A 13364-nucleotide genomic window follows, 5' to 3' on the forward strand; every position below is an offset into this window, starting at 1 on the left:
TGCAAGTATTCCTTCCCTTGGTTTCAATCCCTGATAGGGATTTTGATGAATTGCAATCTGAGTTTGTGGTGCTTCCCCGCGAATCTCGACAAATGTTTCAATCCCTGATAGGGATTTTGATGAATTGCAATGTAAATATGCTGGTATTTGAAGCAAAACTTGAAGGTTTCAATCCCTGATAGGGATTTTGATGAATTGCAATTCTATCAGATAAACTATCAGGAGTAGGATAGTCAAACTCGTTTCAATCCCTGATAGGGATTTTGATGAATTGCAATGCTCACGATCTGCTCACGTCTCTACAATAAAAGTTTCAATCCCTGATAGGGATTTTGATGAATTGCAATCTTTCGCTGAATGGGCAGTTAGTCCAGCAGGAAGTGGTTTCAATCCCTGATAGGGATTTTGATGAATTGCAATCTATATGTTGCGAGGCTATTGTATTGTAGGTTAGAACAAGTTTCAATCCCTGATAGGGATTTTGATGAATTGCAATTCTTGGTTTGAATAATTCCAATGCTTCCAGTACCTGTTTCAATCCCTGATAGGGATTTTGATGAATTGCAATTTGGCACTCCCGTAATGGTTCTAAATGCTTTTGTTGTTTCAATCCCTGATAGGGATTTTGATGAATTGCAATTTTACCGTGCTGCTGATGGCGATCGCGAGTATTTCGATGAGTTTCAATCCCTGATAGGGATTTTGATGAATTGCAATCCTTTCTAGGGAGCGCCCCTAGTATTATTGCTTGCGGTTTCAATCCCTGATAGGGATTTTGATGAATTGCAATCCTACCGTCGCCCCGGTGGCAAGCCTCTGCGGCGTGGTTTCAATCCCTGATAGGGATTTTGATGAATTGCAATCCATTTCTGTGCCTCATTTCGTATCTGTTTCCGTAAAGTTTCAATCCCTGATAGGGATTTTGATGAATTGCAATTTGCACCATCAATTGTTTGTGATGTTGTTGTGGCGTTTCAATCCCTGATAGGGATTTTGATGAATTGCAATAAAAGACGACTGGGAACACAAGCGGACACAGTACGGTTTCAATCCCTGATAGGGATTTTGATGAATTGCAATATGAATCAACAATGATCCGGCGCCATTGAGTATTAAGTTTCAATCCCTGATAGGGATTTTGATGAATTGCAATCCTATTCTTCAATTTTTACGATGTCTTCCAAGCCGTTTCAATCCCTGATAGGGATTTTGATGAATTGCAATAGCGGGAGGCTGAAAGCCAAGCTGTATTTAGTTTTCAAGGTGCGGTTGCGCGATTCAAGGGCAATCATAGCATTAGAGAATTCGTTTGGAAAGAGCGCCAGGAAACTTTAACCCTCTTGTGTCACTATCGCGGTAGTATAATAATGTACAAAGCCTAGAACCAAGACATAAAGCATGGTAGAGCCTCGTTCACCCATAAAAACCGTCAAGTTTGTGGATGAATATTGCTTATGGTATAAAAACCTGTTTTCAGATGTTAGGAATTTTGAAGCTTTCAAATATCTACATATAGGATGTATTTCCGATTTAAAACGGAAAAGTCTACCTGAAATAGCGAAAATTGTCGGGCTAGATAACTATCAAGGACTACATCATTTCTTAACTACACCATCATGGTCAGTAGAACAGTTAAGAGCTTTGCGATTACAACTAATTTTAGAGGTACTAAAAGGAAGACCAATCATTTTAATTATTGATGAAACAGGAGATAAAAAGAAAGGTAATACCACAGATTATGTGAAACGTCAGTACATAGGCAATTTAGGAAAAGTAGAGAATGGCGTTGTGGCAGTCACAGCTTACGGTATGTTCTGTGGAATGACATTTCCACTGCTGTTTGAAGTATACAAGCCACGAGAAAAATTAAAGCCAGGAGACAAATATCTTACTAAGCCTCAAATCGGGGCAATGCTAATACGCAAGCTACAGTTAATGGGATTCAAATTCAACTTGGTACTAGCAGATAGCTTATATGGTGAGAGTAGCACAAATTTTATACCCGTATTAGATGAATTAGATTTAAATTATCTAGTAGCAATTCGCTCAAACCATTCTGTAGCATTGCTTAAAGGTCAGTATACTCAATATTTAAACTGGCATAAGTTTAAAAGAGTATTCTCTGACTTAAGTAGTGAGAATCGGTTTATTAGAGAAATAATACATGGCAAACGTAGCAATCATAGGTATTGGCAAATTACTACAGACACTCTTAACTTACCTGGAAACTCTACCTGGTATGTAATGAGTAAATACCCAGACATTACACCAAGAGAAGTTGGGAATTTCTATGGCTTTAGGACATGGGTTGAGTATGGTTTAAAACAAAGTAAGAATCAGTTAGGTTGGGCAGATTATCGTTTTACTTGCTATGAAGATATTGAACGGTGGTGGGAGATTATTTGTAGCGCCTACTTAATGGTTAGTCTTCATTCAGAATCTCTGCGCCCTTATCCCCTAGATTCTCAATCAACATTTGCTTCACATCAGAGGTGGGATAATGGTAAAGGTTGGAAGAATATTCTCAATAATCTCCGTCTCATCCTTCAACCTTTTACCCTATTTAATTTAATTCAGCCTTGGCTTTCAGTTTTTCCTATTCCTCATTTATCTTTGGGATTTGCTAAACTCCAATCTGTTGTTTATTACCTTACCTATCCTACTTTTATATCCCTGACTGACCCTGATTTCTATTTTTCCTCTGCCTAAAGTGACACAACAGGGTTAAAAGCTAAAACCCTATTTTGAAAAGCATTTCAGAAATTGCGCGGATGAGGATTAAGTAACTAATGGGTTGAAAGCCTTAGTGTACTTGGGATAGAAGTACTTTTTTATGGCTGTGGAATTTGTACACCTACCCTTCCGCGCATTTGAGATGCAGAAACCTAGCCAGAAGGGGACTCAGCAAAGAAAATTGTTTCGTCTCGTGGCTGTTCTCCACCAATACGTTCGATTTTTCGCTGACAACAGCCACAGAGAAAATAAAAGCGCACGCTATCGGTGTCGGGTTTAATCAATTTGGCTAAACGCGATCGCAGTTTAGCATACTGAGTGGGAGTGACATCGCACTCAAATACACTCAGTTGCATCCATTGTCCATAAGACTTAAGAATCGAATGGATTTTAGTACGACGCTTATCTTCTGGAATGTCGTAGCTGACAACAATATACATGAAGGGAATGGGGAATGGGGAATAGGGAAAAATGATAAATTATTTGAGAACTAAGGGGGGATATTTATCGATTTCGTTCATCAGGTATTTAGCCAGTAACCTCGCTTGAATTTCAAAGGATTCTTGGTAGGTGCATTTGTTTCCCATGACTGGATGTTTGAACTCCGATAGTTTCTTTTGTTGGTAGGCGCGAAGAAATGTATGCAGTCCTTCTTTAGTTAAAGACACAGCACCACTGAGCGGTTCGGTGGTAAAGTCAGTTAGGGTTAGCGATCGCTTGTTAATCAGCGACAACACTACAGCATCCACTATTAAAGGACGAAATTCTTCCATCAAGTCCAAAGCTAGGGAAGGTCTACCATAACGTTCGACGTGTAAGTATCCTAGATAAGGATCGAAGCCAACAATATTTAAAGCACTTTGCACATCATGACGTAGTAATGAATACCCAAAACTCAGTAGGGCATTAACCGGATCGGTTGGCGGACGGCGGCGTCTGGCTTCAAATCGGAATTCTGGGGTTTTAATTAACTGTTGAAAGCAACCGAAATAGGCTGCACTACCAGCACCTTCTAAGCCTCTGAGAGAATCAATACTGCTAGTTTTTTCGATTGGTGCGATCGCGTTTTCCAATCGAGTGATGTTATTATTCAGGTCAGTATCAGGATGTTCTCGCTGAGTGCGAAGTAAGCTATGGCGGTAATTTTTCAATTTACCCCGTACAAATCCTCTGACTAAATGTATTGCTGGTTGTGATTCTCCCACAGCTTGCCATTGGGCTTTACGAACAAAGATATTTTTGGTAACTTCTGGTTCTAAACGCCCTAAATATCGTCCGTTTTGTGTGAGAAATGTTAAGCAGATATGACGTTCTAAAAGTTCACTGACAACGGCGGGAGAAATAGTAGCCCGCCCTAATACTACAATCCCTTCTAGTTTAATTAAAGGGATATCCATGATAGTTTTTTGTTCAGATTTGACGGTGAGACGTTCATCAACTTTGCCGATAAAAGCATCGGCTTGTGTTACGTAAAGTGTTCCCATTTTTGATTCTTCCTAGTAATAATTGGGGCTTCAATGAATAGATTTGTCGGGTATAATTAAATACGGGTTAGCAAGGGTTGTTGGTGTAGATAATTGGTTTTTCAAGGCACGATGAATCGCGTCTCTACATGATGGTTTTGGGGTATGGTTTAATTTACTTCTTGGTAACTTTTGACTTTATCGGTTGCTTTGGGTAAACATTGCGAATAAAGACTGCATCCTTGGCAGCGTTTGCTGTAAACTGGTTTTGGCATTGCTCCTGTTTCTAGGAGATTTGTCACAGATTCAATAGTAGCGATCGCACTATTTCGCAACTCTTGATTAATCTCTACTAATTGCCGTTGATGGGAGTGAGCATAATAGATATATCCAGTAGTAACTGGTTCTCCTGTCATTTCTTCTAAACATAAGGCTTGGGCACAAACTTGTAACTCATCGTTATCCCATTCGCCTTTGCGTCCCCGTTTGTATTCCACTGGATAAACTTGACCAGATTCTGCTTCAATTAAATCAGATTTCCCGATGAGTTTGTATTGCTCAGACTTGAGCCAAATTGCCCGAACTTGCCAAGTTTCTCCTCGCTGTATATCGCTTGTAGTGTGGACGCGATCGTGTAAAGTTGTGCCTTCAATTGTGTATTGATTATCAGTAAACTCGCCCGCACAAAACATCCGCCAACAGCGATGCGGACAATAGGCGTATTGATTCAGCGCCGCAATCGAAATATATTCGGTTTGATTCATAACTTAGGTGGTTTTTAAATGATGATTGAAATTATGGAGAATACATCTGTCGCGTCATTCCCATACCCATTGTTGTTTTTCTGCCGACACCAGTATATAAAGCAAAGTCAGCTAAAGCGTTAATCTGCTTAATTTGTATTGGTTCAACTGCCCCTAAAATCTTATAGGTAACTTCGCCAATAATGCCAATAAATTTGCTGCGGGAATCAGCTAATATTTCTGTGTGAATATTGACAAATGAGGGAAAGATTGACTCGATCGCAATCTGAGAAAATTCTATCCCACTGTATTTATTCCACCGCGAAAGTAGGGAATTAAAGACAGATTCTCTGGTAGGAAGGGTAGTGTCATACTGTCCTTGACGGAAGGCGGTAGGCGTGGAAAAAGTAAGGTTAATGGAAGAATTACCATCGCTAGCTTCTTCGTATAATTGAGCATAAGTATTAGCATTTGCCCAAGGTTGAATAGATTGGGGTGTGCCTTGAATGCTGGTAATATACAAGTCAGCCGGGCCAAGATGCCAAGGGCGATTGGGATTAAGATTTAGCCAGAGTTGGGTAAGTTTGCCAAATAAAGTGTCATCTAATAGAGAGATGCGCCACCAACAAGGAGTTCCGGCGGGAATGGGTTGTTGATGTGAGTATTGCAATTTAGATCCCCCCTTACCACCCTTCAAAAGGGGAGAGTTTGTATTACTAATTTGTAGAGGTGAGAGGGTGAAAGCTTTATCAGCAGTGGAATCGTGTAAGCGATCGCCCAATGTGCTATCTACAGAACTAACAAGGGTTAAAAATAGGGCGTGGAGATGTCTACCTGTAAGATATTGTGGTGGAATGGGCGATTGAGGTAGCAAATTCAACACTAAACTATGAGGCATACTTTCTCTTTTTGGTTGTAGACTGAGTGCTTCTTGACTCTACAGTAAACTCAGGGATTTCCTGGAGTTCAGCATCACTCAAACTATACTGTTCACAAACGAGACTTAGGCGATTTCCTGGGGTTTTGACAGCGTTAACCGAATGGGTTAAATCACCTTGAAAATAAACTAAAGTATTGAATTGGGGCTTAATTTGCCCAAGTTGGCGCTTGTGCGATCGCAATACCAGTTCTCCCCCTTCCATATCCGCAGGTACGCGCACATAAAGCACGCTGACAACCGCAGGCGGTTCAATGGTTTTGGAGTAGGAACGTAAGGAGCGATCAATATGCGGATCGACGCGGGAGCCTTCTTTTAGCTGTAAAGGATTGAGGTAAAAAGCATTACAGTTAGGCTGGAGAGCCAAATCTAGGTAAAGCTTGAAGTAGGGAAACTGCTGTTCTACCTTTGCTAATCCAGAACGCTGAAATACTACAGAAAATCCTTTAGTGGCGACAAAATCGCGGTTGAGGTTGTTGATAGCAAAGTAAGGACAAGCTTGGATTTCTCCCCACAAGTTGTTTAGGTAATCGCTGGGGAAGGCGTTGGTTTGTTGTTGATAGTGTTTCACTGGGGATGTGAAAGAAATATACTTATAAATCGATGTTCTACAAATTCTCGCACCAATGGCGCGAGAATTTAATTACTTATCCTGCAATAAAAACCTCATCATCTGGAAGACGTAATTGTTTAAACTTCATTGCCATTGTTAAAATTCCCGACAAGCCTGTAAAAAATCTATATTCTTTCTCCATATCATTACAAACAATGGTTATTGGATAAGAAATAATTCCTTGCTTGTTTAATTGGAAAATAACAGCAGCATTTGTTCTGGGGCAAATAATCACTCCTGGTAACAGATGTTTATTTAAAGCTTGTATTAAAGGTGTTGGTCGTATTGCTCCTCCAGCAGTGCGAATAATTTGGCAATTCTTAAAAGCTGTTAGTTTATTCAGTTCTGTACTGATAAATTCTTGCCAGTTATCAGTATAACGTAATCGAAAACTCAATTGATAAGTTTCAGTAGCGCGACTGGTGACTTCAATGTAATCACCATTTTGAACAAATTCGTAATAGCGTAATAGGTGAAAAGGATCTAGTTTTGTTTCTTCAGATTCATCTATAATAAAACCATGAGGGTCACGAATGGAAAGACTTTCAAACAGACTAGAGCGAAAACTAAATAAAGGTGCATAGCTTGTACTAAAAACTTCAGCAAATTCTTTTAACTCAGCTAGTACATCTTCATCTTTTTGAAATAAATCTACGTATTCGTCTAAAGTTGTACGTCCTGCTTGTAAGTCATCCCAATCTTCAGGAAATTTAGCTTTGATAAAAGTTCTGACAAAAGCCTGACCACCTTTGATATACTTCCAATCCTTTTTGATTTCTTTGGGAGTTTTTTTTGCAATAGTTTCAGCACCTCGCAAAAGTTTCATTCTATAGCGATAATCATCCCAAGTTCTATTTCCTTCAAAAATAGATTTTAGAGTATTGAATAACTCCAAAATCAATTTTTCCTCAGCTAAACCTTCAAGCATTTCTTCCAATTCCAATAAGGGACGGGCAATTTCTAGAAATGCTTCTGAACGCCAGTAAGCTTTTAAAAAAGGCTTATTTAAAGAGGGAAGTGTTTCAAGTAAGTCTTTTAGCGCTGTACGTCCCTCAATAGTATCTAGAGAAGTTAAACCTTCATTCCAGGTGTTAGCAGGTAAGTAAGCAATGGCTTCTGAATCAATATTAGTTTCAGATTTACCCAAAACACGCCCTACTCTACCAATTCTCTGCCAAAATGCGGCGCGATCGCGTGCTGAAAAAATCAACCAATCTAAATTTTGCCGTTTCGGTTCAGGATGTCTTTCAAAGTTAAATCCTACATCTACTGTGCTAGTAGCCAAGATGATTTGACATTGCATAGCCCTTTGTCTATCTTGTTTCGGTGCAGGGCCTGTAATGCGTCCGATGTAATTACTAAGTCCTTGCTGTCGCAATAAATCTGATAGACGATTAATATTATCAAGAGAATCAAGAATTACAGCACCATTTTCATCAGGTTTTTCTAGAAAACGTTGGATAACTTCTGCTGCTAACTCTGCTAACCACTCTTCCTTACTATCTGGTTTTGGTCTTAATTCCAGATTAACTGCTGTTTGTGACGGTAAAAGATTAGTATTACCTGATTCTCCATCAATTATTGCTATTTTTACACCAGCTTGTTTTAAATTCTGCAATGCTAATTCACAAGCTGGTTCTGGTGTTGCTGTGAGTAAAACTACCTTGCGTCCATTTTCAAAAAACCGAAAAATATGAGAATAGGCAAGATAAAACAGCATTCCTACTAACTGTTTAGCATCGTAGAGGTGAAATTCATCAAAAATGACTGTCGAAAATTTGGTGTAAAAACCAGCAGCAATATTACCTCTATCCAGATTATTATATGCAAAGAAAGTTGCATAGTAAAAAATATAAGGATTTGTTACCAATAGAATTGGTGTATTCGCCCCAACATCATCGAAAACTGTAGCAGGATTTCGCAAAACATTATATAGCTTTTCTCCTGAACGACGACCAACTTTATCGTCAGGCCAGCTTTTAATATCTTTAGCTGAGGCTGATTTCACAACATGAGGTAAGTTAGCATCACGAACAAACTGTTTTGCTGCTTCTGTTTGCTGTTCAATTAAAGCATTAGTGGGAGCAATGTAAACAGCACTGTTATTCGGCTGATGTTTTAATACTGCTAATCCTGCTTTAGTTTTACCTGTGCCAGTTGGTGCTAAATCAAGGATAATATCTGCATCCTTAGATTGTTCAAATACATCTAGTTGGTGTTGAAGTGCATTCTTTATGAAAGATATTTTATCTGGTGATGCACAAGCTGAAATACTACGGGGTTCTAATCTGATAACTAAGTTTTGATTACTCATTGCTACTTTCTCTACCGCAAAAATGTAAACCTGCTGGCACAATCATTTCTCCAATTTGCCAAGCAGCACCCCGAAAATGAAGATTTTTAATGATGGGTGCAGGAGGAATAGAAATTAAATCGAACGCTAAAGCCTCTATTTGCTGTGGTAAATCAGCAGCATTTAGGTAATGTTGACTTTGATATTCACCTTCTGGTAGTAAAGTCACAGGGAATTCATTCAGCACATTCACTTGAACTTTACTCATGAATTTACCAAGGCGAATATAAGTTGGTAATTGGTGATTTCCAAATACCAAAGTTTGAAATTTGTTTCTGCGTTCAATCATCCGCAGTCTTCCAGTTTGGGGAAAATTACTTGGTCTAAATGAACTTGGTTTTTTACCTTGGCGTTGTAATGGTAAATCTTCCCGCGCCGTAGCAACACGGTTATTAGTCATTGCATACCAGTAAGCATCAGAAAGAGCATTGAAACGTTCAAATCTGAATGTTACTCTACCTACTGGTGAAGCTGGTAAGATATAAAAATCTTGCGCTATTGGTTGGAAATCTTCTTTGTAGGTTGGTCGTCCTGTAGCCTGACCTTGGAGGCGATAGGGGGAATTTACTCTACCTAAAGCATAAGTAAGAGCATAATTCCCAATTACCCCCTCAGTGTAATAGGTATCAGACAACTCCCTAGAGGCAAAAAAGACTGGTTCAAGACAGTATAATTCAACAAGTTTTGCCTGCTGAAAAGGAATTGTTGACATATTTAACTCTCTACTTCAACTGGTGTATTTTTCCCTTTAGCCTTAGCCTTTTTCTTTTCAGTTGCGACGTGACGGAAGGGTTCATAAGATTGGGTTAAACGCTTAAGAAAATTATCACGTTCGGCTTCTGACCAATTAGTTTCTACATCAGTCAGTAAATTTGCTAATTCTTCTTCAGATAGCTGCACAGAAACCCCTCTCTTATTTTTCCAATTAGCAATTACTTGTTTGCTTGCTGTAATTAATTGATTAATATTCAAAGGATGTTCTAAAGGTTTACCTAATACATCATAAGTAGCTTGTACAAGTTCTAGAGAACTAGGAAGTTCAGTAATACTACCAAATACACCTAATATCTCGTTTTCCATTCGTCCAACACGACTTGAAACCGCACCATAACGACTTGTGAAAAGAATATTACCGATGATATATCTCAGTTCATCAGCAGTTACATCTTTTAGGGTGACGACATCCAAAAAATGCACACCTGGTTTAATGTATTCGCTGGTATTCAAGGCTGTTGAGGCGTTACCTTTTTCATCGCGCATTGTGCCATTTTCGTAGATGGCGTTTATGGTGCGATCGCCTACAACATCACTAGCAGGTAAAATACTAAAAGCGTCTTCAGTCCAAATACGACTTTTTTGTGCGCCACCTCCACCAGCAGCGAAGCCGTAAAGGAAACAATCTACACACATTTCACAAGGTGCATTAGTATTTAAAGAACAAAGAGAGCCATCTTTAATATTGGTATATAAAAGTTCATGCGCTCTTAAATGTTCACGTCCGTAGCGTCTTTCTGGTGCTACTTGTTTGCGCTTAGTCATTACCAAGCGTTGAATTATAGTTTTTTGATTTTCACCCTCTAAACCAGCTTGTACAAATTCGCTACACATTGGCTCACCTGAACCTTCTGTGCGGAAGATAGTTTCAGAATGGGTTGTTCTTAAAACAACTAAAGTAATAAAACGCCCTTTAGGGAAGTTTTCATAACTTGCTGCTAGTACTGTAGAAAGTTTTGAAATTGACATGATAAACTCCTAATTATTTAAACGGTTGCAGTTGTTTCGACAGAATCATTTTCAGATTGGCTTTTAAGCTGTTTACGCGCTTCTTCAAGGAAGAATAAATAAGCAGCTTCTAAAGTTTTTTGGTCAGATAAAAACTTTTCAGGACGTGCTGAATAAACCTCCTCATATAGTTTTCGTAATAGCTCGTAATAACGCTTGACCTGTTCATACTTTGTTGCACCTACGCCATGCTCACGGATACGGTCTAAGCGAGTATGATATTGCTGTACTAAAGCAGCAAAAATTACATCTAAACCCAAATAAGACTTTTGAGAACGAATAGCAGCTATAAAGGCTGTAAACGGTTCTGCTTGAGCAGTTCGTTTAAAAGAACTTCCCCAAATTTTTCCCTCTGCTGCAACTTGAGCAGCTTCTCTAAGATATTTAGTTAAGAGTAAGTTTTCATCAGGCATAAAGCTCTCCAACAAAGTATTTAACGGTTCACAAATGCGACTCCAAATAACGCTCAAATTTGGTTCGTCTTGTTCTCGCAGAGTCCAACGTAGCAAGACATAATAAAGTTCAATTGGTCTGACACAAGCACGAGCCAAATCATACAAACAATCATCAGCTTTCTGAATACTTGCAACAGATGTTGCTAGTTTGCTAATACATTGCAGTCGCTCAATAATTCTTTCTGCACTTAGAGTCTCTCTATTTTCCTTAATTTCTTCTTTCTTAAAACGTTTATACTGACCACTTCCAAGTAGACGTATAAGTGCAGATGGAATTCCTTCTACTCTTCCAAAAATCCTATCGTCAACTGTATGAGTTGATATTTCTACCTCTAAGTTTCCACTGAGAGTAAAAGGAAAGCCAATATCTAAAGACAAGGAAATTTCTAAAGCAAGTCTCAGTGATTTTAGTAAAGCTAAAGAATTATTAACATCTCCCCAAAGTAAAGGAATAATGACAGATGTATGAACAAAATCAGGACGTTTTGGTAATGCTAAACCGACTACTTTGTTAGCTTTAAATTCAAGCTGGTTATCTTTATATAATTTCAATTCATCAACTGTGACAGTACCTCCCTCAGCATTTGTCGCTGCGAGTTGTTTTAAAAGTTCACGCCAAATTCTCAACAGTTCTGGAGCAGAACCTTTAGGTAATGCTAAGTGCAAATAAAGGGGGTCTTGTTTTTTAACAGCAGGAAAATTCGCCCCAACTGCCATTAATTGGTAAGCTAAAGCTGCAATTGAATCTGCTTGCCTTTTCGGTTCAGCACTAATACCACCCGGTAAGCGGTTAGAAAAAGCTTGTACTTTTGTACCAGGAGGCATATTATCTGAAATTAGCTCATCTATATCAGTAGAAGTAGAACCTAAAGAGCATCTTTGTCTGGGATTAGCTTCTACATAAGCATTTAAATCATTGCCTCCATTTAACCGAATAGCAAAAGGTAAATTTACCATTCGGCTAACGGCTGCAATCATTTCTTCAGATACTTCTGTTTCTTCAGATATTTGTGTACTTTCCTTTCTTAGCTGGAAAGATTCTTGTAGAGCTTCTTTAATACCCTCAATTCCTTTAACAGCAGCCTTAGCAGCAAATAAAGGTCGCCCATATTGACCATTAAATGGCTCAATAGCAGTGCGCTGAAGTTCAGAGATACCCGTATGATGAGCGATTTTATCCCAAACTTCTTTAGGGGTTAATCCGGCTTCTCTATAACTGAGGTAAGCTGCCTTTAAACCTTCAGATATGGCAAATTCTTCTGCATTACTTACAGGTAATAACTGAAGTTCAGCCGCTTTTATTAGTGCATCTGCACCAGCCGCTTCACCCCACTTAGTTACATCTTTAGCAATCTTGTCTGATTTATAACCAGCTTTTTTCCTTTCTAAAAGAGCCTCAACATTTACCAATACTTCCTCAATATTTTGTTGGATAGCTTGATGAGAAACTTTAATACCATCTTTGGTAGCTCTGACAAGTCTTTCGATATTATTACCAAAAACTTGGTCAATTTTACTTTGCCAAACAGCAGCTATTTCTTTTGTAAAATCTATATTTGCTAAAGCTTCCCCTTCAAAAAGTTCGCCATCAGGGAAAATTGCTAAAGGATTTAACCCATATTTTTGTAAAACTTCTTCGCAAGCACCCAGCAATAGGGCTGTAATATAGCCTTTGTCTTCAGAAATGCTGATTCTAAAAAGGTTACAGCTTCGTCCAAAAGCAACGGTTAATTCTTTTTCCAGTTTGCGAAAACGTTGTGCATCTGGAATTCCTAAATCAAACAAGTCCGCAGCTGTCAGCATCGCCGCCCAACGTTCAATATTTGGGTCTTCTGGTAAAAACCTTGAACCATCGCTGATATTATGGCCTGAATGACGCTCAATTAGCTTTCTAACTAACTCCAAATCATCTTCTGAAACGACAAATGTAAGTACACAAGCTTTTTCAAGTTGTTCTCGTAAAAATTCCTGATTTCTAGCCAGGGTTTTAACATTGCGTTTTTGGGTATCTAATTTATTCAGGTCATGAACAGCAGTCGCAGCTAGTAGCAAAGGTCTTTTATCTTCTGGAACTTCTGCTATACGGCTGACTGTCAAAATGAACTGACACGCAGAATCGAGGTGTTCTGCAAGAGTTGTACCCGTTCTCACACCAGTTTGATGACGATGTGCATGATTTTCGTAAAGCTGGGGGCGAATTTCACTAAAATAAATCTCCTCCAAGGTTTTGGGAGGAGCATTTAAAAGCCGACTGCGCTTAATCATGTTGAAAGATATAAATTTAA

The 13364-nt window shown here is 38.9% G+C and carries 10 protein-coding genes and 1 CRISPR repeat array (1 of these 11 cut by a window edge); of the genes, 1 reads left to right on the forward strand and 9 read right to left on the reverse strand.

The window, feature by feature from the left end; all coding sequences use genetic code 11:
- Nucleotides 1-1224: a CRISPR direct-repeat array (repeat unit 37 nt; unit sequence GTTTCAATCCCTGATAGGGATTTTGATGAATTGCAAT); it begins 1802 nt to the left of the window's first position.
- Nucleotides 1225-1398: 174 nt separating this feature from the next.
- Nucleotides 1399-2709: an IS701-like element ISNpu5 family transposase gene (locus NPUN_RS13565; protein WP_012409221.1), complete on the forward strand. Its 1311-nt coding sequence runs from the start codon at nt 1399-1401 to the stop codon at nt 2707-2709.
- A 176-nt stretch (nt 2710-2885) separates the two neighbouring features.
- On the opposite strand, the gene cas2 is transcribed toward NPUN_RS13565, so the two are convergent.
- The 9 genes from cas2 to NPUN_RS13610 all read right to left on the reverse strand — a co-directional run bounded on the left by cas2 (nt 2886) and on the right by NPUN_RS13610 (nt 13344).
- Nucleotides 2886-3173, reverse strand: coding sequence for a CRISPR-associated endonuclease Cas2 (gene cas2 / locus NPUN_RS13570; RefSeq protein ID WP_012409222.1), 288 nt, complete (start codon nt 3171-3173; stop codon nt 2886-2888).
- A gap of 39 nt (nt 3174-3212) precedes the next feature.
- Nucleotides 3213-4217, reverse strand: a complete 1005-nt coding sequence (gene cas1d, locus NPUN_RS13575) for a type I-D CRISPR-associated endonuclease Cas1d (RefSeq protein ID WP_012409223.1) — start codon at nt 4215-4217, stop codon at nt 3213-3215.
- A 149-nt stretch (nt 4218-4366) separates the two neighbouring features.
- Nucleotides 4367-4960 carry a CRISPR-associated protein Cas4 gene (gene cas4 / locus NPUN_RS13580; protein WP_012409224.1) on the reverse strand — a complete coding sequence of 198 codons (594 nt, stop codon included), beginning with the start codon at nt 4958-4960 and terminating at the stop codon, nt 4367-4369.
- 31 nt (nt 4961-4991) lie between these two features.
- Nucleotides 4992-5837: a CRISPR-associated endoribonuclease Cas6 gene (gene cas6, locus NPUN_RS13585; RefSeq protein WP_012409225.1), complete on the reverse strand. Its 846-nt coding sequence runs from the start codon at nt 5835-5837 to the stop codon at nt 4992-4994.
- The gene (locus NPUN_RS13590) at nt 5827-6447 is read right to left on the reverse strand and encodes a 2OG-Fe(II) oxygenase (protein WP_012409226.1); all 621 of its coding nucleotides are present in this window, start codon (nt 6445-6447) and stop codon (nt 5827-5829) included. The genes cas6 and NPUN_RS13590 overlap by 11 nt, the downstream gene beginning before the upstream one ends.
- Before the next feature lie 76 nt (nt 6448-6523).
- The gene (gene cas3, locus NPUN_RS13595) at nt 6524-8803 is read right to left on the reverse strand and encodes a type I-D CRISPR-associated helicase Cas3' (RefSeq protein ID WP_012409227.1); all 2280 of its coding nucleotides are present in this window, start codon (nt 8801-8803) and stop codon (nt 6524-6526) included.
- Nucleotides 8796-9554 (reverse strand): type I-D CRISPR-associated protein Cas5/Csc1, encoded by a 759-nt coding sequence (gene cas5d, locus NPUN_RS13600; protein WP_012409228.1) that lies wholly within the window; start codon nt 9552-9554, stop codon nt 8796-8798. The genes cas3 and cas5d overlap by 8 nt, the downstream gene beginning before the upstream one ends.
- A gap of 2 nt (nt 9555-9556) precedes the next feature.
- Nucleotides 9557-10585, reverse strand: a complete 1029-nt coding sequence (gene cas7d, locus NPUN_RS13605; protein ID WP_012409229.1) for a type I-D CRISPR-associated protein Cas7/Csc2 — start codon at nt 10583-10585, stop codon at nt 9557-9559.
- Nucleotides 10586-10602: 17 nt separating this feature from the next.
- Nucleotides 10603-13344: a hypothetical protein gene (locus NPUN_RS13610; protein WP_012409230.1), complete on the reverse strand. Its 2742-nt coding sequence runs from the start codon at nt 13342-13344 to the stop codon at nt 10603-10605.
- Nucleotides 13345-13364 lie beyond the last annotated feature (20 nt).

It is taken from the genome of Nostoc punctiforme PCC 73102, from assembly GCF_000020025.1.
Lineage (GTDB): Bacteria > Cyanobacteriota > Cyanobacteriia > Cyanobacteriales > Nostocaceae > Nostoc > Nostoc punctiforme.